This window comes from Flavobacterium sp. AK-301 (assembly GCF_058310215.1).
In genome coordinates, this window is the sequence record NZ_JBZEES010000017.1 from 26,489 (window position 1) to 48,064 (window position 21,576).

Annotated in this window: 18 protein-coding genes; 9 read left to right on the top strand and 9 right to left on the bottom strand. The window is 33.4% G+C overall.

Translation table 11 applies throughout. The annotated features are described in order from the left end of the window. Nucleotides 1-245: 245 nt before the first annotated feature. On the top strand, nucleotides 246-557 hold the full coding sequence (locus AC4FQX_RS14615; protein WP_491168460.1) for a TM2 domain-containing protein: 312 nt from the start codon (nucleotides 246-248) through the stop codon (nucleotides 555-557). 47 nt (nucleotides 558-604) lie between these two features. Here AC4FQX_RS14615 and AC4FQX_RS14620 read toward each other — a convergent pair whose 3' ends face one another. After that, nucleotides 605-964, bottom strand: coding sequence for a DUF805 domain-containing protein (locus AC4FQX_RS14620; protein ID WP_491168461.1), 360 nt, complete (start codon nucleotides 962-964; stop codon nucleotides 605-607). Between the two features lie 478 nt (nucleotides 965-1,442). Further along, nucleotides 1,443-3,251: a GNAT family N-acyltransferase gene (locus AC4FQX_RS14625; protein WP_491168462.1), complete on the bottom strand. Its 1,809-nt coding sequence runs from the start codon at nucleotides 3,249-3,251 to the stop codon at nucleotides 1,443-1,445. A 220-nt stretch (nucleotides 3,252-3,471) separates the two neighbouring features. On the opposite strand from AC4FQX_RS14625, the gene AC4FQX_RS14630 reads away from it, so the two are divergent. Then, nucleotides 3,472-4,233, top strand: coding sequence for an exodeoxyribonuclease III (locus tag AC4FQX_RS14630; protein WP_491168463.1), 762 nt, complete (start codon nucleotides 3,472-3,474; stop codon nucleotides 4,231-4,233). A 17-nt stretch (nucleotides 4,234-4,250) separates the two neighbouring features. Next, nucleotides 4,251-5,210 (top strand): OmpA family protein, encoded by a 960-nt coding sequence (locus AC4FQX_RS14635; protein ID WP_491168464.1) that lies wholly within the window; start codon nucleotides 4,251-4,253, stop codon nucleotides 5,208-5,210. A gap of 190 nt (nucleotides 5,211-5,400) precedes the next feature. Here the strand turns inward: AC4FQX_RS14635 and AC4FQX_RS14640 are convergent, their stop codons facing one another. The 7 genes from AC4FQX_RS14640 to panC all read right to left on the bottom strand — a co-directional run bounded on the left by AC4FQX_RS14640 (nucleotide 5,401) and on the right by panC (nucleotide 13,478). Then, the gene (locus tag AC4FQX_RS14640; RefSeq protein ID WP_491168465.1) at nucleotides 5,401-7,035 is read right to left on the bottom strand and encodes a DUF4139 domain-containing protein; all 1,635 of its coding nucleotides are present in this window, start codon (nucleotides 7,033-7,035) and stop codon (nucleotides 5,401-5,403) included. Nucleotides 7,036-7,394: 359 nt separating this feature from the next. Next, nucleotides 7,395-8,501, bottom strand: a complete 1,107-nt coding sequence (locus AC4FQX_RS14645) for a serine hydrolase domain-containing protein (RefSeq protein WP_491168466.1) — start codon at nucleotides 8,499-8,501, stop codon at nucleotides 7,395-7,397. A gap of 185 nt (nucleotides 8,502-8,686) precedes the next feature. After that, complete coding sequence (radA, locus tag AC4FQX_RS14650) at nucleotides 8,687-10,051, bottom strand: DNA repair protein RadA (RefSeq protein ID WP_491168467.1); 1,365 nt, start codon at nucleotides 10,049-10,051, stop codon at nucleotides 8,687-8,689. A gap of 1 nt (nucleotide 10,052) precedes the next feature. Continuing rightward, nucleotides 10,053-11,204, bottom strand: coding sequence for an alpha/beta hydrolase (locus AC4FQX_RS14655; RefSeq protein WP_491168468.1), 1,152 nt, complete (start codon nucleotides 11,202-11,204; stop codon nucleotides 10,053-10,055). An 89-nt stretch (nucleotides 11,205-11,293) separates the two neighbouring features. Next, entirely contained in the window at nucleotides 11,294-12,256 is a 963-nt protein-coding gene (locus tag AC4FQX_RS14660) for a lysylphosphatidylglycerol synthase transmembrane domain-containing protein (RefSeq protein WP_491168469.1), read from the bottom strand. A 9-nt stretch (nucleotides 12,257-12,265) separates the two neighbouring features. Next, nucleotides 12,266-12,616 (bottom strand): aspartate 1-decarboxylase, encoded by a 351-nt coding sequence (panD, locus tag AC4FQX_RS14665; RefSeq protein WP_491168470.1) that lies wholly within the window; start codon nucleotides 12,614-12,616, stop codon nucleotides 12,266-12,268. A 13-nt stretch (nucleotides 12,617-12,629) separates the two neighbouring features. After that, nucleotides 12,630-13,478, bottom strand: coding sequence for a pantoate--beta-alanine ligase (gene panC / locus AC4FQX_RS14670; protein WP_491168471.1), 849 nt, complete (start codon nucleotides 13,476-13,478; stop codon nucleotides 12,630-12,632). Between the two features lie 109 nt (nucleotides 13,479-13,587). On the opposite strand from panC, the gene AC4FQX_RS14675 reads away from it, so the two are divergent. From AC4FQX_RS14675 to AC4FQX_RS14700, 6 genes are all read left to right on the top strand, one after another. Then, nucleotides 13,588-14,394 carry a glycogen/starch synthase gene (locus tag AC4FQX_RS14675; RefSeq protein ID WP_491168472.1) on the top strand — a complete coding sequence of 269 codons (807 nt, stop codon included), beginning with the start codon at nucleotides 13,588-13,590 and terminating at the stop codon, nucleotides 14,392-14,394. 21 nt (nucleotides 14,395-14,415) lie between these two features. Further along, nucleotides 14,416-15,972 (top strand): BamH family beta-barrel-assembly machinery protein, encoded by a 1,557-nt coding sequence (gene bamH, locus AC4FQX_RS14680; RefSeq protein ID WP_491168473.1) that lies wholly within the window; start codon nucleotides 14,416-14,418, stop codon nucleotides 15,970-15,972. 8 nt (nucleotides 15,973-15,980) lie between these two features. Further along, nucleotides 15,981-17,828: a glutamine--fructose-6-phosphate transaminase (isomerizing) gene (gene glmS / locus AC4FQX_RS14685; protein WP_491168474.1), complete on the top strand. Its 1,848-nt coding sequence runs from the start codon at nucleotides 15,981-15,983 to the stop codon at nucleotides 17,826-17,828. A 353-nt stretch (nucleotides 17,829-18,181) separates the two neighbouring features. After that, a complete protein-coding gene (gene atpD / locus AC4FQX_RS14690) occupies nucleotides 18,182-19,693 on the top strand; it encodes a F0F1 ATP synthase subunit beta (RefSeq protein WP_491168475.1) in 1,512 nt (503 codons plus the stop codon). 76 nt (nucleotides 19,694-19,769) lie between these two features. Next, nucleotides 19,770-20,051, top strand: a complete 282-nt coding sequence (locus AC4FQX_RS14695; RefSeq protein ID WP_491168476.1) for a FoF1 ATP synthase subunit delta/epsilon — start codon at nucleotides 19,770-19,772, stop codon at nucleotides 20,049-20,051. Between the two features lie 65 nt (nucleotides 20,052-20,116). Then, nucleotides 20,117-21,277, top strand: coding sequence for an aminotransferase class I/II-fold pyridoxal phosphate-dependent enzyme (locus tag AC4FQX_RS14700; RefSeq protein ID WP_491168477.1), 1,161 nt, complete (start codon nucleotides 20,117-20,119; stop codon nucleotides 21,275-21,277). The last annotated feature ends 299 nt before the right edge of the window (nucleotides 21,278-21,576 follow it).

The window sequence follows — 21,576 nt, forward strand, 5'->3', positions numbered from 1 at the left end:
AGGTTTGTTTTATAGAAAATAAGTGTTTTTTTGTATTTCTTTTTTAATTCTAAAAATAAGAATAAAAAGTATTATTTTTTCTTAAAAAGGATTTATATCAATGTTTTTATTGGTGGTTTTTAGTCGTTTTTTTGTGTAAAACATTAATACAAAATGAATAATATAGAATTTTGAAAATCGACTACTAAATTATTCCAATAAAAGTATTACTTTTGGGTGTTTTTTAACATAAAAAAAAATAAGATATGTCAGACTCAAATTTAGAAAAAGAGATTAACGAAACTTCAAAGGAGTTTTCTCAAGGTGTAACAAGTACAGTAAACAGTAAAGAAAACAAAAAAATACTAGCTGGTTTATTAGCGATTCTTATTGGGTCTTTAGGGGTTCATAAATTTATTTTAGGATATACTAAAGAAGGTATTATCCAGATTGTAATCACGTTTGTAACTTGTGGAATTGCAGGTATTATTCCTTTTATTGAAGGAATAATCTATCTTACAAAAACAGATGAAGATTTTTACAATACATATCAGGTAGGTAAAAGAGGTTGGTTCTAGAAACCTAAAAATACAAAAAACCGGCTGTCAGCCGGTTTTTTTATTACTTATTCTTGAGGAGTACCAATTTCATCTATTTCGTTCCCTGAATTCTTAGGGTCATCACCATATTCATTTGAACCGTGATCTCCTTCCTGACAAGCCAGAATAAGGTTGTACAAAGGAATAAGGCAGTACCATCCGCTTTTTCCAACATCGTGCATTCTTCTTATTGCAACTGCGATAGAGGGAAGTAATACAGCAAGGCTGTAAATAGTACCTATGAGTTCAAATTTTATAAACCCTCCTATAAACCCCAAAATAAAACTGGCAATCGTGTTAAAAAGGAAGAACATCCAGTATTCTTTTCTTCTTGCTCTGCCATTAAAATCAGTGTATTTTTTCAACACATCAAAATAATAATTCATTTTTCAATTTTTTAAATCTGTACAATTTATTTCGTTTTTTATTGTGGTTTCTGATCTCCACATTTTTGTGCTTTGATTTTAGATTAATTGATATGGATAACCAGATATAAATTTGTGATTTTGTAGTAGGCAACTATTCTGAATAAAGAAAGAAACTTCTAAAAACACAAAACGGTATCTGATAATCAGCCATTTTAATAATTAGTTTGGGATTAATCGTAAATGGTGTTTTTAATAGGGAGTTGGGCAAAGGAAATGAAAATAAGTAATCTTTGCAAGAGTGTAAAAGTTAAAAAGGAATTGGTGTATAGTGATGTATTGTTTTTTAGTGTTAATTCTTTGATAATCAGTATAAAAATATTTATTTTATCTTTCTAAAATAGAAAATAAGAGGTTCTAAGGATAAGTAAGTTTGTTTTCTGAGATTAGAGGAGTTGTTCTGTAAAATAAAAAACCCGACTACAAGTCGGGTTTTTTATTATTGTTCTTCTTTTTCATTTAGTTTTTTTTCCAGTTCTGCCTGAAATTCTTCCATAACCGGTTTTACAGTGCTTTCTGGAATATCTGCAATACGGATATACATTAATCCATCAACAGCATTATTAAAGAGCGGATCAACGTTAAAGGCGATCACTTTTGCATTCTGTTTAATGTATTTTTTAATCAGTACCGGTAAACGAAGGTTTCCCGGTTCTACTTCATCAATGATCTTGTCGAATTTGTTCAGATCAGCTTCTGCTTCATTAAAAACAAAATCTTTATCAGCATCTTTTAGTTTTACTTTGAATTCTTTTTTTGGATGAATATATTGTGCTACATAAGGATCATAGTAATGTGATTTCATAAACTCAATCATCAATGATTTTGAGAAATCAGAGAACTGGTTGCTGATGCTTACCCCTCCGATTAGGAATTTATGTTCCGGAAAGCGTAAGGTAGTGTGAACTACCCCTTTCCACAAAAGGAAAAGCGGCATAGGTTTTTGCTGATAATCTTTGATGACAAAAGCTCTTCCCATTTCTATTGATTTGTTCATCATCTCATATAATTCCGGTTCAAAACCAAAAAGATCATGTAGATAAAATCCTTCAATGCCATATTTAGGATAGATATGAGATCCCATACCCATTCTGTAAGCGCCTGCAATACATTTTGCTTCATCGTCCCATAAGAACATATGATGATAATATTTATCATACTGGTCTAGATCAATAGATTCATTAGTTCCTTCTCCTACTTCTCGAAAAGTGATCTCGCGTAATCTTCCCAGTTCATGTAGAATGTTAGGTATTTCACTCGCTTTAGCTAAGAAGACCTCATAGTTTTTACTTTGCAGTAATCTTAGGTCTTTTTTTCTCAGAGAGTCTACTTCTTTGAGCATTGTTTCAAGATTAGCACCTGTAACAATCTTTTTCGGACTTTTTGGGATTTTTAAACTAGGTGTAGTAATCAGTTTTTTCTGTTCTTTTTCGAATGGATTTGCCAGCATATAGGTTTTTCTTCTTAAAAACTCTGAATAAGTATCTAAAGTTTCATGTTCATTTTGTTCACTAACTGATATAGGTTTGCCAATACGAACTTTAATTATCCTTTTTTTCTGAGTAAGTAATTCGGAAGGTAGTTTTGCTGTACGTAATGTGTCATTCATTTTTGACAGAAAATAGAATAATTTACTGTTTTTCGCATGAAAATAGATTGGAACTACAGGCACGTTTGCTTTTCGAATTAGTTTAATAGCCCCTTCTTCCCATGGTTTATCCACTACAAGTTTACCATCTTTATAAGTTGAAACTTCACCGGCCGGAAAGATCCCTAAAGGTTTATTATCACTTAAATGGCGCAATGTCTCTTTAATTCCGATAATACTTGATTTTGCATCCTTGTGTGTTTCAAAAGGATTAACCGGCATTATATATGGTTTTAAAGGCTCTATTCTGTGTAATAGAAAGTTAGCAATAATCTTAAAATCAGGCTCTCTTTCCAGCATTAACTTTAATAACAGAATACCATCTATTCCTCCAAGTGGATGGTTGGAAATAGTAATATAGGCTCCGTCTTTAGGTAGTCTTTTTAAATCTTCTTCAGGAATTTCAAACTTGATTTGAAATTCATCTAATATAGCATTAAGAAATTCTACATCTGAAAGATGTTTATTTCGGTCATATATCTTGTTTAGTGTAGAAACTTTAAGGATCTTCATGAGTAACCATCCGGAAAAAGTTCCCATGATCCCGTATTTGTCAGTATGTATTGCTTTTGCAACCTCTTTCGCGGTAACTAACCCCATTTATCATCATTTTTGAGCGAGCAACAAAGATAGCAAAACTTGCGAAACAGTGTGTGTGTTTAAGATTTTAATCTAAAAAAAAGGTTAACAGCAAAGGGTTTTAAATTAGAAGTTATCTTTTTAGATAATATTTTGAAGTTTATTTGTAACTATAGTACGTCAAATTTTATATTTTATGTCTTTTTACTTATTTTTGGAAATAATAAAAGACTAATAGCGGATGAAGATTATTTCTTATAATGTAAACGGTATACGAGCCGCGATTTCAAAAGGATTTATAGAATGGTTACAACAAGCAGATCCCGATGTGATCTGTTTGCAGGAGATTAAAGCTACCGAAGATCAGATTCCTGTTTTGGATATTGAAATGGCAGGCTATCCTTATCAATACTGGTTTTCAGCAGAAAAAAAAGGATATAGTGGTGTTGCAATATTATCCAAAATAAAACCAAATAATGTTGTGTTTGGTACTGGTATAGAAAGTATGGATAAAGAAGGACGTAATCTGAGGGTAGATTTTGATGAACTTTCCGTAATGAGTTTATATTTGCCATCAGGAACTAATATTGATAGGCTGGATTACAAGTTTTCTTATATGGATCAATTTCAAGAGTATATTAATGCCTTAAAGATTGAAATTCCTAATCTTGTGATTTCCGGAGATTATAATATTTGCCACGAAGCAATTGATATCCATGATCCAGTCAGAAATGCAAAAGTTTCCGGTTTCCTGCCTGAAGAAAGAAAGTGGATTGACGGGTTCATGAAGCATGGATTTATAGATTCATTTCGTTATTTTAATAAAGAAGCGCATCAATACAGTTGGTGGAGTTATAGAGCAAATGCCAGAAACAATAATAAAGGATGGAGGATTGATTATAATTTAGTTAGTGAACCACTAAAAGAAAAATTGAAAAGAGCCGTTATATTATCAGAAGCAAAACATTCTGATCATTGTCCGGTAGTAGTTGAAATAGAATAAAATAAAAAATGTACAAAATGATAAAAAAAGTCTTATTTGGATTATCTGTCTTAATCCTTACCAGTTCATGTGTTTCGTCGAAAATCTATAAAGATTTAGAAGATAAATATGCCGATCTTAAAATAGAGAATAGAAAATTAGCAGATGAAAATCAGGATCTTTCTCAAACAAAAAATCAGTCAGAGTTGGAATTAAAAGATCTGAAAGCACAGTTAGATAAGTTAAAAGAAGAGCGAGAAAAATTACAAGGTGATTATACTGCTGCCAGTAACAGTCTGAAAACACTTCAGGATTCGTATAAAGCATTAGAAAAAAACAGTAGTGAAGCATTACAAAGTAATTTAAATAAAAATAGAGAATTATTAGCACAGCTCGAGGCAAAAGAAAAAGCCCTTGCTGCAGAAAAGGAAAGATTAGATAAATTAAAATCAGAGTTGCAGTCCCGTTCTCAGAGAGTAGATGAACTGGAAGGAATGATTGCTGCTAAAGAAGCAAGCATGAAACGCCTGAAAGAAACATTATCTAAAGCATTGAACAGTTTTGAAGGAAAAGGACTTACTGTAGAACAAAAAAACGGAAAAGTATACGTTTCTATGGAAAATAAATTGTTGTTTGATTCAGGAAGCTGGGCAGTGGGAACAGAAGGTAAAAAAGCAGTAGTTGCAGTAGCAAAAGTATTAGGTGATAATCCGGATATATCAGTATTGATAGAAGGACATACAGATAATGATGCTTACAGAGGAACCGGTATATTGAACAGTAACTGGGATTTATCTGCAAAACGAGCAATTGCTATTGTAGATATTTTAGTTCAGAATAAAAAAGTAGACCCGCAAAACCTGACTGCTGCAGGACGTAGTGAATATGCACCAATTGCAACTAATGAAACAACAGAAGGTAAATCGAAGAACAGAAGAATCGAAATTATTCTGACTCCTAAATTAGATGAAATCTCTAAATTGCTAAATGATATTTAAACAATAGTAGTGAGATACTAGTATTGAGTATTGAGATATAAAAAACACCTGATCTGTTTACAACGGATCAGGTGTTTTTTTGTAAAATATTTTTTGTGAAAAGTAAAAATGGTATTAGCTGTTCGGCTGACGTTCAGACTTTCAATTTGTTTACCGATCAGCTAACTTTAAACCAAAAAAATATCTCACTTTATAAATTATCAATCATTCTGTTCTTCGGATATTTGACCGAATAACTTAAACGAACTTTTTTCGTCTCATTTGGTTTCAGATTCAGATTCCAGATTAGAATTCCGGTTTCCGGATTTACTTTAGCCTTATCACTTTGTAGTAATTCAATTATGATATCCTTATCCGTACTTAAAGGGTACTGATCTTTCAGAACCATTTCAATAGCCTGATTTTTATTATTTCGAACCGTAATTTCATATGTAAAAGTTTGCTGTTTTGTAGAAGAAAGAAATTTTGTCCCTGATTTATCTACCATTTTTTCCCTCTTAATACTTACTTTTTTATCCCTTCCCAAGCTTAAACTTAAAGTATCAGAAGTCTGATTTGGATCCACAAAAGTTTTACCAATATACATCCCTTCAAAAATAATATTAGCCTCTCCTTTCAATAAATTATATTTCGAATAATCTTTGATTTCTGCTAATAAGAAAGCTTCTTTTTCTACTCTTGGAGCAGCATAATATTTATAAGATACCGGTAATTTTATTTCAGTTAGCGTTACATTGTGTGTTTTACCATTTGAAGCAATATCATAAGCAATATCAATATCAAAAGAAATATTCAGCTGATTTTCATTTACCACCAGCTGATTTGATGTTGATTTAGAATCCTTAAGCCCGGTAACCTGCTCTTTCATAGGTGTATCTGCAGGTATTCTTCCTAAGCCCAATGTGTTTTGTGTGTGTACCGGTGCGTTTCTTATGTTTTCGTATATTGAATTATTATATCCATATTTCAAAAACCATGAATTCAGTAATGGAGCCTGATTATTCTGATTTGGCTGACCGCTGGAAAGCGTTAGTTTTACTTTTTTCCAGTCTATTCCCGTATTCTGAATGATCTGCGCTTTATATATCATACTGATCGGTTCGTTGATATTATCCGTTTTCAGGTCATAAAAAGGAGTCCATCCCGCAGTATTGGTAAGGTAAGAGATTTCCAGAGGAATATTTCCCGTCGTATTATTCATTACCTGCAGAATCAGTTTCCCGGACGAAGATTTTTCCTCTTTACTGGTGTTGATTTCCAGTTTGTTGTTTAATCTTTTTAGTGTTTCATTCAGTTTTTGTTCCTTTTCAGTAAGAAAATCAATGTTGTTGCTGATTTCAGTTCGTTTTGCTGTGTAGAACTCCACCATTTTCTTCAATTCCGCTATATTCAGTCCGGAATTAACACCACTTATCTGTTGGTTTTTATCCAGTAATTCAATAGTCTTGCTCTCTGAGTTTTTAGAATTCTGAGTTCTTAATATTTCTTTTTTAACCAAAGAGATACTGTCTCTTACCTTTTTAGTTTCCGGTAATCCCTCATCAGTTTCATATTCAGACATATAACTGTTTGTAAATTGTACAGATAATACCGTTATAGACGAAGGAGCGCCGATCTGTACAGAGCTTTCACTTAGATCATTTGCTACATTTTTTACCACAATTTCATGTGTTCCTGCAGGAAGAGTAATATTAGTGGTCTGGGTAATTTCTGCAGCGTTAAAATATACTGTTGCAGCTTTTACTTTTGCATCAGTAAATACCGGTTTTTGTTGTGCATAGAAAATACTCGACACGAACAATAAAGACAAAAATATTCGTTTCATGACGTAACGTTTTTTTAGTTTATATAAAATTAGCTTATTTCGTTCATTTTATAACTTTTAGAGTCCTTATTTTAATTTTTATGCAAGATTATAGTGCAAATGTATTAATCAGAAAAACGTACTTTTGAAAGAAAAGGTGAAACCTCGTAAATTTTACAATACGGATATTCAAAATTTAAGTAATTAGAACAGAGAGAAGAGAATCTTCAGAATTTAATTGTAGCAGGAAGAAGAGAATAGGTTCAGATAGTATCTAAAATTACGGAATACTATTTAAGATGTATTGCCTGTAGATTGTGATTAAAAAGAGTTAACAGAATAGAATCCGTCAACTCTTTTTTATTGTTATTAGGGGTATTTTATTGTTTAGGATACTGAAAAGGGATCCCGGACAGGTAACGACTTATTTTTCGATAAGGATAATCTGGTTTTCCTTTATCTGAAAACTGAACAATAATTGTATTTGTTTTTGGATCCATATATAGTATCTGAGCCCCCATTCCTTCTGCAGAATAATCTCCTTTTTCTCCCTGTTGAGGGATCCAGAAAAAATAATTATGTGCTGATTCCTGCCAGTATTTTGAGCTCAGAGGTTTTTTATCACCAATAGATGTAGATGCTGTCACCCATTTTTCAGGAACAATTTGTATCGAATCGTAGTTTCCTTTATTTAAATAAAGACGCCCTATTTTTGCAAGATCAATTGCCGAAGTCTGGAATTTACTTGCTGTATTCGCTAAGCCTTTTTCGTGGTCTAATCCCCAGCTTGCGGTATATTCGCTACCAATAGGTTGCCATACTTTTTGTTCAAAATACGTAGCAATGCTTTTTCCTGTAGCTTCTTCCAGTACCCAGCCCAGTAATAACGGATCAATACTTTTGTATTTCCATTTTGTACCCGGTAAAGTGTCTTTTTTAAGTTGTCGCAGTTCTTTTTTAACATCATCAGTGTAGTAATATTTTCCTTCATCTGAAAAAACATTAGATATAAAACTTCGTCCCATTTCTTTATAACTTAAACCGGATTGCATCATAAGCAGGTTACGAATAGTAATGTCGTCAAAAGCAGGATTCTGTTTTAATTCAGGGATATATTTTATTATTTTATCATCAAGACTTTGAATACTCCTTTCTTCTAAAGCAATTCCTGTCAGAATAGATAGCATACTTTTAGAAATAGAGAGAGTAGGTGTTAAAGTACTGTCTGTATAACCATCAGTATATCTTTCATATAAAATGGTGTCATTACGAATGACCATAAATACTTTAGCATTAACTTTTTTCAGATAATCTGAAAAGGGTACAAGCTGGTGCTTTGAATTATAGACTTGTACAGTATCAAGATCATTTCTTTGTGTAGCAGGTCTGATAAAATGAAACGGAGTACTACTTGGTTGAACAACGTTTTGAGAAAATATTTTATAAGTTTCCATTCCTGGACTTTGATAACGCAGTACTTTAATCAAATAAGGGTTTTTGATAAAGAGAAAAATTAAACTTATTGTGATAAGAATAAAAAAGATTAATAGTATTCGTTTTAAATTTTTCATATATATAGATTGAGTTATTATTTATAAGAGTTTAATTACATTAAGAGTAATTAAATTAAAAACGAGATATATACTAAAAATCGTATACTGAGAACGTAAAATTATCCAAATAATTCTCCTACCACATCTTCAATCTTTGCTACCATTTTGATTTCAATAGAAGTGTTTTTTACTGCTATTTTATTGTACTTTGAAATAAAAATAGTGGAGAATCCCAGTTTTTCAGCCTCCTGAATTCGTTGATCCACACGATTCACTGGTCTTATCTCTCCTGATAAGCCTACTTCTCCGGCAAAACAAAAGTCTTTACCCACAGGAATATCCTCGTTAGAAGATAAAATGGCAGCAACAACAGCTAAGTCTATAGCCGGATCATCAATAGAGATTCCTCCTGTAACATTCAGGAAAACATCTTTTGCTCCTAAACGAAAACCAGCTCTTTTCTCTAAAACAGCCAGGATCATATTCAGTCTTTTTGCATTATATCCGGTAGTGCTTCGTTGAGGTGTTCCATATACGGCAGTACTTACCAGAGCCTGAATTTCAATCATTAAAGGGCGCATACCTTCTAATGTGGTAGCAATAGCAGTTCCGCTTAACTGTTCATCTTTATGAGAGATCAGTATTTCCGAAGGATTCGATACCTCCCTTAATCCATTTCCCTGCATTTCGTAGATCCCCAGTTCTGCCGTAGAACCAAAACGATTTTTAAGAGAACGTAAGATACGATACATGTGGTTTCGGTCTCCTTCAAACTGAAGTACAGTATCCACCATGTGTTCCAGTATTTTAGGTCCCGCAATAGTACCATCTTTTGTGATATGACCTATTAAAATAACAGGAACATTGGTTTCCTTTGCATATTTTATCAGTTCAGCAGTGCACTCTTTTATCTGAGAAATACTTCCTGCAGAAGATTCGATATAGTCCGTATGTAAAGTTTGGATAGAGTCAATAATAACTACATCCGGTTCAATTGCTTCAATTTGTTTAAAGATATTCTGTGTCTTGGTTTCCGTCAGAATATAGCAGTTGTCGCTTGTCGGATTGATACGTTCTGCACGCATTTTAATCTGCTTCTGACTTTCTTCTCCGGAAACATATAAGGTTTTGTAAGGCAGTTTTAATGAGATTTGCAAAAGCAGTGTACTTTTTCCGATGCCCGGTTCACCTCCCAGTAAAATAAGCGATCCGGGAACAATACCACCTCCCAGAACTCGGTTTAATTCATTATCAGTAGTGTTTAACCGTACCTCTTCAGAGCTGTCGATCTCCGTGACTCTCAAAGGTTTTGATACCCTTTTAGAATCCGGTGAAGAAGCGCTTTTCCAGTCTTTTTTATCTTCTTTCTGAAGGATTTCTTCCACGATAGTATTCCATTCTTTACAGGCATTACACTGACCTTGCCATCTGGAATACTGAGTACCGCAATTTTGACAGAAAAAAGATGTTTTTACTTTTGCCATTTTATTTATCGGTTCTGTTTCTTATCTCTTCAGCTCTGTCATACATCATTTCTTTTGTAATATCGCCGATTTCAGTTTTTGATAAAGCATTCAGATACGTTTTTATGGCTTTTCTTGGATTCCCTGTGTTTTCATAGAACTGGGCCATATGATAATCACTTAACATTGATTTTGGATAACTTTTTTTAGACAGTATAGCCAGTTTTTCAAATTCCGGATAAGCTTTATTTTTTATTATCGCTGCTTCAATAGCTTTAAAATCATTAATTCGGATCGGGATTTTCATTCCCAGTGTTTTTTCTATGATATTATATTTTTTCTCCAGGTATTCTACATGATTATTACTTAGAACAGCAATTTTTTCCTGGTATTCAGTAATAGTAATAGGCTGATAATAATCAAAAATAGAATATAAAGCATCAGGAATTGCCTGTGAAACTAAAGAATAATGAGTTCCTTTAAATTCTGTAAAGAGATACCTTAAAGTCGGTTTGTTGTTAATTGCTTTTATGCTCTTATCCAGTTGTCTGGTGCTTGCCTGAAGTTTTTTGACATCACCATCAGCAGTAGCCAGATAATAAAATAAAGGTTGCTGAACAGCGTTAAGTCTTGCAGGGATTCTTTCATTCATATTTAAAGCCAGATCAGGACTCATTACAATATAAGCATTAAATAAAGGCAGATCTTTGTATAAAAAAAAGTTTAGATAACCTGCAGTTGTATCATGTCCGGCAATAATTCTAAAAGGAGCAGTTCTGTATTTTTTATCCAGATAAGGCAATAGCTCTGTTCCGATAAAATCATAGAAACTGGCTCCGGTATCATCCGGAAGACCCGAAGTAGCATTAACAAAGCTATCTGCGTTACGTTCGTTATTTCTATTTTGAGAAATACCTACAACAATTACTTCCGGCAGATCATCCCAGTAACCGGCATAATTCGTTACTCCGTAAAAAGGATCAAAAAGATAATCACCATCTAATAAAAAAAGGACAGGGTATTTTTTGTCTGTATCAGAATTATATGATTTAGGGAGTCCGATTGTAATTTGTCGGTCTTCATTTAATTTTTTAGAAGAAAAAACTTCTGTTGTTTTCTGAGCAAATAAAGTAGAAGAAAACAGAAAAGCGAAAAGTAAAACTAAGGATTTCATGTGGCTTTTTATTTAGTAATTCATTAATTTTTTGATTGGCTATAGTTTAATAACCAATGAAATAAATTTTAGAGGAGCAAGATAAGAAATTATTTATTTCTATTAAAAACAGGAAGAAGTAAAAAAGACAAAGAGCCAAAAACAACAACCATAATTATTTGGGAAGCCCATACAATCCATCCAAAAGCGGTTCCTGCGGTTTCAGGAACATTATAAAGGAACAATATTTCCGCTATCAAAAAAGGGTAGGCGCCAAAACCTCCATTAGTAAAAGACACTGCCAAGCTGCCTACAACAAAAGAAGTTATGATTACTCCAAAGCTAATATTGCTTGTTTCCGGAAGAGCAAAAATAGTAACATAGAACATCAGTATATAAGAAGCCCAGATAAACAGAGAATGTAAAATAAAAGGCCATTTTTTCCTCATTTTAAAAACACTTAATAATCCTTCCAGTAGCCCTGTGATCTTCTGCTTTATTACTATTATGATTTTCCATTTAGAGTACATGAATATCAGAATAAAAGCAATTCCGGTGAAGAGTGTTATTATCAGTAAGATAGTTAGTTTCTGAACAGGTATCTGTTTCAGTAAAAAAGTTTTAAGAGTATTGAATTGTAATAATAATGCAGTAGAAATAAATAATAACAAAAATAGGAGATCTACAATTCTTTCAGAAACAATAGTTCCAAATCCTTTGTCTAAAGGGATTTTTTCGTATTTGTTCAGAACTAAAGCACGAAAAAACTCACCCGATCTGGGAATGGTCATGTTCATTAGATAAGCAATCCAGACTGCCATAAAATTATTATAAATCTTGGACTGATAGCCTAAGTGTTCAAGCGTGTATTTCCAACGATAAGCACGTGAAAAATGACTCATGAATCCAATAACCAGAGAAAGGTAAATATAATTGTAATTTGCGTTTCTGAACTGACTTTTTATTTCTTCGATTTGTTCAGGAGTGAATTTCTGATAACTGTAGAATATTAAAAAAACTCCCAGTAAAAGTGGGAGTAGAATTGATAACCATTTTGATATTTTTTTTTTCAAAAGATTATTTTATGTCAGAGAGTTGTTTTTTTCGTTAGGAAAAACAATAGCAGGTTTGAAGGATTTTGCTTCTTCAAATTCCATAAGTCCATACGAAATAATGATGATGATGTCACCTTTCTGAACTTTTCTTGCAGCAGGACCATTCAGAGTAATGTCTCCGCTGTTTCGGTTTCCTTTGATCGCATAGGTTTCAAGACGTTCACCATTATTGATATTTACAATACTTACTTTTTCCCCCTCAATGATGTTTGAGGCTTCCATTAAAGCTTCGTCAATAGTGATGCTTCCGATGTAGTTTAGATCGGCTCCCGTTACCGTAACACGGTGAATCTTAGATTTTACAACTTCAATTTGCATGGTACAAATGTAATTAATTTAATGAAATATTATCTATTAATCGAATATTGTTCAAGAAAACAGCAATAAAGGCACGTGCCTTTTCTTTGTTCTTTTTCTCAGTATAAGGTAGTAGATCAGATTCGTTAACGATCTCAAAATACTCCAGATGAAAATGAGGGCGTTTTTTGAATTCGGATTCTACCCAATTTTCCGTTTCCTTTACAGATTCAGTACTAAAACGCTCTTTTGCCTGCAATAGTATTTTGTAAATTACAGCAGCCTCTTCTCTGGCTTCCTTTGTCAGGCGTTCATTTCTTGAACTCATGGCCAGTCCGCTTTTTTCCCTTAAGATCGGACAACCAATGATTACAATAGGAAGATTTGCTTTAGCAGTCATTCTTTTTATAATCTGTAATTGCTGAAAATCTTTCTCGCCAAAATAAGCTTTGTCCGGTTTTACAATTTCAAAAAGTCTTTTAACAATAGTTCCGACACCGTCAAAATGTCCCGGTCTATGTTTTCCTTCCATCTGGTCTTCCAGTCCGTCAAAGTTGAAGAGGTCTGATTTTGTATTTCCATTATAAATGTCTTCAACGCTCGGATTAAAAACAATAACATTTGGATTCAGAGTTTTTATGATTTCTATATCCGCTTCAAGTGTCCTGGGATATTTCTCTAAATCTTCTAAATTGTTAAATTGTGTTGGATTTACAAAGATACTGACTACAGTTATCGTATTCTCCTCTGTGGATTGTGCGATTAGTGAGAGATGCCCTTTGTGCAATGCTCCCATTGTTGGAACAAATCCAATGCTTGATTTTGAGGTAGATACAGATTTTAAATGCTCTTTTAAACCTGCTTGATTATTGAAAATGAGCATGTGCTATTAATTAAAATTGACTGCAAAACTAAGATATTAGTTATTAACTGCATAAAATTTTGTAATTTTGCGTGTTTTTTGTTGACAATAAGTAAAACTAAAATACGATATGGAGGATAAGAGGATATTATATGTATCATCTGAAGTGGTGCCCTATTTAGCTGAGAATGAGGTTTCTTTAATGTCTTATGATGTGCCGAAGATGATAAATGATCAAGGAGGACAAATAAGAATTTTCATGCCCAGATATGGAAACATCAATGAAAGAAGACATCAGTTACACGAAGTTATTAGGTTATCCGGGATGAATTTGGTTGTGAATGATTTAGATATGCCACTTATTATAAAAGTTGCTTCCATACCAAAAGAAAGAATTCAGGTCTATTTTATTGATAATGATGAGTATTTTAAAAGGAAAGCCACCTTTACAGATGAAGAAGGAGTTTTGTATCCTGATAATGACGAAAGAGCTATTTTCTTTGCAAAAGGAGTAGTTGAAACTGTAAAAAAATTAAATTGGGTTCCCGATATTATTCATGTTCATGGTTGGTTAGCAGCAATGTTGCCGATTTATCTGAAACATTATTATAAAGATGAAGCATTGTTTTCAGACACAAAAATAGTTACCTCTGTTTACAGTCAGTCCTTTGATGGGATACTGGATATTAATATGATTAAAAAAGTACTTTTTGATCATATTCCTGCCGATGCAGTCGCTGATCTGGAAGAACCAAATTATGAAAATATAATGAAGGCATCATTAAAGCATTCAGATGCTATAATTATTGCTTCTGAAGATTTGTCCGATTCTCTTTTAAAGATGATTGAAACATCAGGAAAACCTTTCTTGCCTTACATGGAGAAAGATAAATTCGCAGAAGCATATACTAATTTCTATAAAAACCAAGTTTTATAATAAATTTATCTACATACTTATATGAATAATATTTCATTTATAAAGAAGTTAGTTTTAGTCGCTGTTATTGCTCTTTTCGCTTCTTGCGATAAAGATTTTAATTCAGTTGGATCTAATGTTGTAGGAGAAGATCATTTTAAATTTGATATAGATTCGACTTATAAGATCGTCGCTTTTAATGCAGCAACAGGACCGGTACAAACCAATAACCTTCCGCTTAATTCACTTGGAATTTATAATAATCCCGCATTTGGAAAAACAGCAGCTAATTTTGTAACGCAGTTAACGCTGGCAGAAGTAGCGCCTACAATTGGTAATAATCCTGTTATTGAAGAGGTTATATTGTATATTCCCTATTTCAGTACATTAAAACCAGCAACAGAAGATGGTTCTAAACAATATAAGTTAGATTCTATATATGGCAATTCCCCTATTAAGTTAAGTGTTTATGAATCCGGGTATTATTTAAGAGATTTTGATCCGAATAATACTTTCGATAAACAACGTTATTATTCCGATCAGAATGTAATGATTAATTCTAATAAGTTAGGACAACCACTAAATGATGCTGTTGATAAAGCTCAGAACGAACAATTTGTCTTTAGTTCTGCTGAACATAAGATAATAAAAGAGGGAGAAGAAGAAAAAACAGTAAAGCCGGGAATGCGTTTAATCTTAAATAAAGCGTTTTTTCAGCAAAAAATATTTGGTGCAGCAGCAGCAGGGAAATTGGCTAATAATAATGTTTTTCATGATTATTTAAGAGGATTGTATTTTCAGGTTGAAAATACAGCAGGTGCTTTGGACGGTAATGCAATGAACAAGATTAATTTTTCAGGAGGAACAGTTACGATTAAATATAAAGTAGATGCAGTGGTAGCAACAGATCCGAAAGTTGAAAAATCCATGGTTCTGAATCTAACCGGTAACTCAGTAAACTTATTTGATAATACTTATAAATCAGAATATACAAGTGCTTTAGCAGGATCAAATCCATCATTAGGAGATGATAAATTATATCTAAAAGGAGGAGAAGGCTCTGTGGCTTATATCGATTTATTTGATGCTACTCAGTTAGAAGAAATCAGAGCAAAAAAATGGCTGATAAATGAAGCAAATCTGGAGTTTTATATAGATAAAACAGCAATGGCCGGCAATGATAAGGATAAAGGAGAGCCGATCAGAATTTATTTATACGATACTAAGAAGAATACGCCCATAGTGGATTATTATTATGATGGAACCACTAATGTAAAAACAAAATTTAATAAAACGATTTTAGGTGGTATTATTGAGAAAGACAGTGATGGAAGAGGCACAAAATATAAAATAAGATTAACAGAACATATTAATGCTATTGTTAATAAAGATTCTGCTAATGTTCGATTGGGATTAGTTGTTACAGAAGATATTAATCAGATATCTAATGCTTATTTAAAGACACCTTTCGGAACAATTACTCAGCTTCCGGCTTATTCGGTTATTAATCAGTTAGGAACAGTATTGTACGGTTCCGCAGCTGCAGTGCCGGAAAATAAAAAATTAAAATTGAAGATTTATTACACAAAACCTAATTAGTTAAAGATATGTGTGGAATAGTTGGTTATATCGGTCATAGAGACGCATACCCGGTTGTTATAAACGGGTTAACAAGACTGGAATACAGAGGATATGATAGTGCGGGTATTGTTTTATATGATGGTAAGGATTTAAAACTGTCTAAAACAAAAGGAAAAGTATCCGATCTTGAAGCTAGAGTTGCAAAAGAAATTACTACAACCGGAAATATAGGTATAGGGCATACACGTTGGGCTACACATGGTGTGCCAAATGATATTAACTCTCATCCCCATGTTTCAAATTCCGGTAATTTAGTTATCGTTCATAATGGTATTATTGAAAATTATGATTCGTTAAAACAGGAGTTAATTAAAAGAGGATATACTTTTAAGTCCGATACAGATACAGAAGTATTGGTGAATCTGATTGAAGAAGTAAAAAAACAAGGGAATCTTAAGTTAGGAAAAGCAGTACAAGTAGCATTAAATCAGGTGATTGGTGCTTATGCTATTGTTGTTTTTGATAAAGAAAAACCAGATGAAATAGTTGTGGCTCGTTTAGGAAGTCCTTTAGTAATAGGGATTGGTAAAGGAGAATACTTCATTGCTTCAGATGCTACACCTTTTATTGAATATACTTCAAATGCTGTTTATTTAGAAGATGAAGAAATGGCAGTTGTCAGACTTAATAAAGAACTGAGAATCAGAAAAATTAAAGATGACAGTGTAGTAGATGCTAATATTCAGCAGTTGCAATTGAATTTAGAGCAAATTGAAAAAGGTGGTTTCGAACACTTTATGCTTAAAGAAATTTATGAGCAGCCGAATGTAATAAAAGATACTTATCGCGGAAGACTTCTTGCTAATCAGGGTATTGTGAAGATGTCCGGTGTAGAAGATAATCTTGAGAAGTTTCTAAACGCAGAACGTATTGTTATTATTGCCTGTGGTACCTCATGGCATGCAGGATTAGTAGCAGAATATATATTTGAAGAGTTTGTAAGAATACCGGTAGAGGTAGAATATGCTTCTGAGTTCAGATACAGAAATCCGATTATCGGACCGAAAGACGTTGTGATTGCAATTTCACAATCCGGTGAAACAGCAGATACTATGGCGGCGATTAAGCTGGCAAAAGAAAGAGGAGCGTTTGTATTTGGTGTTTGTAATGTTGTTGGTTCTTCTATTTCAAGAGAAACACACGCAGGAGCTTACACACATGCCGGACCGGAAATAGGTGTAGCATCAACAAAAGCATTCACGACTCAGATTACTATTTTAACAATGATTGCTTTACGTTTAGCAAAAGCAAAAGGAACACTTTCAAGTTCTGATTTTCACAGATATCTTGGAGAGCTGGAACTGATTCCGGAAAAAGTATCAGAAGCCTTATTGTCAAATGATAATGTAAAAGAAATTTCAGCCGTTTTTAAAGATTCCACGAATTTCTTATATCTTGGAAGAGGATATAATTTTCCCGTAGCACTAGAAGGTGCTCTAAAATTAAAAGAAATTTCATATATCCATGCAGAAGGATACCCTGCTGCAGAAATGAAGCACGGTCCAATTGCTTTAATTGATGAACACATGCCCGTAGTTGTAATTGCTCCGAAATTAGGACATTATGAAAAAGTGGTTAGTAACATTCAGGAGATTAAATCAAGAAGCGGAAAGATTATAGCCGTAGTAACAAAAGGAGATGTTCAGGTAAGAGAATTAGCAGACTATGTTATTGAGATTCCTGAAACAAGTGATGCTTTATCACCATTGTTAACTACGATTCCATTGCAATTATTATCCTATCATATTGCGGTAATGAGAGGTTGTAATGTAGATCAGCCTAGAAACCTTGCAAAATCGGTTACTGTTGAGTAATTGATTTTTGGAATTACGGCAGAACCGAATAATTGTATAACCGGATAATGGAACCGTATTACATCTGTAGACACACACAGCTGTGTCTCTACAGATGTAATACGGTTATCTGATTGTCAAAAATTGAATAATTAAACGTTGTAGAGATGCAAAACTGTGCATCTCTACAACGTTTTCGCTTTTATCAGTTGAAATTCAGATTTCTTTAAATCAGAGATATATCAATGCTGTAATGTATTGATAAAAAAAACCGGAAAAGTTATTAATTTTTCATTTTAAAAACTATCTTTGCGCTTTGAGAAAAAGGGTTATTTTTTATAATCTTAATAAGCTGTTTAATAAATACATAAGTAATGTCTAAAGTAATAGGAAAAGTTGCACAGATCATCGGTCCTGTGGTTGACGTAGTGTTCAATACACAAGATGCCGAACTTCCAAAAATTTATGATTCATTAGAAATCACAAAGAAAGATGGTTCGTTATTAGTACTTGAAGTACAGTCACACGTAGGTGAGAATACTGTTCGTACTATCTCTATGGATTCTACTGATGGATTAAGCAGAGGTCAGAAAGTTACAGGTACCGGGACTCAGATCCAGATGCCTATTGGCGGAGAAGTTTACGGTCGTTTATTCAATGTTATTGGAGATGCAATCGACGGTTTGGGAGATTTACCAAAAACAGGAACAAACGGAATGCCGATTCACCGTCAGGCACCAAAATTCGAAGATTTATCAACTTCTACAGAAGTTTTATTTACAGGTATTAAAGTAATTGATTTAATTGAGCCTTATGCAAAAGGAGGTAAAATTGGTCTTTTCGGAGGTGCCGGTGTTGGTAAAACAGTGTTGATTCAGGAGTTAATTAACAATATAGCAAAAGGACACGGAGGTCTTTCAGTATTCGCAGGAGTAGGAGAAAGAACACGTGAAGGAAATGATTTACTTCGTGAGATGTTAGAATCCGGTATCATTAAGTATGGTGACGATTTTATGCACTCTATGGAGAATGGAGGATGGGATTTATCTAAAGTAGATAAAGAACTAATGAAAGAATCAAAAGCGACTTTCGTTTTTGGACAGATGAATGAGCCACCGGGAGCACGTGCACGTGTAGCTTTATCCGGATTAACCATCGCTGAATATTTTCGTGACGGATCAGGAGAAGGACAAGGAAAAGACGTGTTATTCTTCGTAGATAATATTTTCCGTTTTACACAAGCAGGTTCTGAAGTATCCGCTTTATTAGGGCGTATGCCTTCTGCAGTAGGGTATCAGCCTACATTAGCAACAGAAATGGGTGCGATGCAGGAACGTATTACTTCTACAAAAAGAGGTTCCATTACATCAGTACAAGCAGTTTATGTTCCTGCGGATGATTTAACAGATCCGGCTCCCGCAACAACATTTGCTCACTTAGATGCAACAACCGTATTATCTCGTAAAATTGCTGAGTTAGGTATTTATCCTGCAGTAGATCCGTTAGATTCTACTTCAAGAATTCTGACACCACATATTTTAGGAGCTGAGCATTATGATTGTGCACAAAGAGTAAAAGAAATTCTACAGAAATACAAACAATTACAAGATATTATTGCAATTCTTGGTATGGAAGAGTTAAGCGAAGAAGATAAGTTATCCGTATCACGCGCACGTCGTGTTCAGAGATTCTTATCACAACCTTTCCACGTAGCAGAGCAGTTTACAGGTTTAAAAGGAGTATTAGTAGATATTAAAGATACGATCAAAGGATTTAATATGATTATAGACGGTGAATTAGATCATTTACCAGAAGCAGCATTCAACTTAAAAGGAACAATTGAAGAAGCAATTGAAGCCGGAGAGAAAATGCTTGCAGAATCATAGTATTTAGAATTGAAGGTATAACCATCTCAATACTAATATCTAAGATCTCAATACTAAATATCTAAAACCTTTAATTATGCATTTAGAAATCGTATCACCAGAAGCCACTTTATTCACAGGAGATGTAACTTCAGTTGCCGTTCCCGGAATAAACGGAGAGTTTCAAATGTTAGATCACCATGCTAATATTATTTCAATATTAACAGTGGGGAATATCAAAATTGCTACTCCTGATTTTAAGCCGAATAAAGAGTTTGAAGCAAAATTTAAAAAGTCTGATGATCAGAGATATACGTTGGCTATCCAATCCGGTACACTTGAAATGAAAGATAATAGAATAATTATTTTAGTTGACTAAAATAGTTTCTTTATAAATTAGAAAACGCCGAACATTTGTTCGGCGTTTTTTTTATTTTTGGAAATATGAAAAAGATACCTGATACTATAATTAATAAACTTCAAGTTCGAAAAGAATCTAATACTTTTCGTCAGTTGCCTGTATCTGATAATAAGATTGATTTTGCTTCTAATGATTATTTGGGATTATCCCAGTCAGAAGTTGTTTTTCATTCCGCTTATCAGTATCTCACAGAATGTGGTCTGGTTCAGAACGGAGCAACAGGGTCTCGTTTATTATCCGGAAATCATTCCCTTTATACTGAAACGGAAACTTTTATTGCCGGTTTTCACAATTCAGCAGCTGCGTTGCTTTTTAATTCCGGATACGATGCAAACCTTGGATTCTTTAGTTCCGTTCCGCAAAGAGGCGATATTATCCTTTATGACGCATTGATCCATGCTTCCATACGAGACGGAATTCAGTTGTCACATGCAAAAGCATATAAATTTGAACATAATGATTTTGAAGATTTAGAAAATATCCTGCACCGCAATCCTGATAAGACTATTTATATTGTTACCGAATCTGTTTTCTCTATGGATGGTGATTCCCCTAATCTGGAAGAATTAGTGAGAGTATCAGAAAAATACAATTGTTATCTTGTTGTTGACGAAGCCCATGCCTTAGGTGTTTTTGGAGACAAAGGAGAAGGGCTTATTCAGTTTTTACATTTAGAAGACAGAATATTTGCAAGAATAATGACCTTTGGAAAAGGTTTGGGGTGCCACGGCGCTGCGATTTTAGGTTCAGAAGAACTAAAGTCATATCTGATTAACTTTGCACGAAGTTTTATTTATACCACAGGATTGCCACCGCATTCCGTTGCCACTATTTTAAAAGCCTATCAATATCTGGATGCTTTTGATATAAAAGACAGCCCTTTAACCAGGCTGAAAGAAAATACTATAACTTTTAAGCAGGAAATAAAATTACAATGTCTTTCACCTGCTTTTGTTCGTAGTAATTCTGCAATTCATTGTATGATTATACCCGGAAATGATACCGTAAAAGCGATAGCAGCAACACTTCAGAGTAAAGGTTTTAATGTAAAGCCTATCCTGTCACCCACAGTTCCCCAAGGTCAGGAACGACTGCGTTTTTGTTTACATAGTTATAATTCTAACGAAGAGATAGTTGAGGTGTTGGGTTTATTAAGTGTTTTTAGTCGCTCCGCCAATTTTTAGACTTTTGACATTAGACTTTCAACTTATCAGAACTTTAAACCGAAAAAACAATAATTTATAACCGATAATTCTTTAACAAAATTGTATTTTTTAAGCATACTTGTTTGCTTTAAGGTGTTTTTTAGTATAATATTCTTAATTAATTTGTGTTTTTTGTAAAAAAACGGCTATAGCCCTATAGGAGTTTGCTTCAAAAGACTTAAGTTTGTTTTTTAAGAAAAATTTCACTTAAAGTCGATTACCGTATGAAAAGAATACTACTATTGGTTAGCTGTTTTTTATTTTCAGCCTTGAGTTTA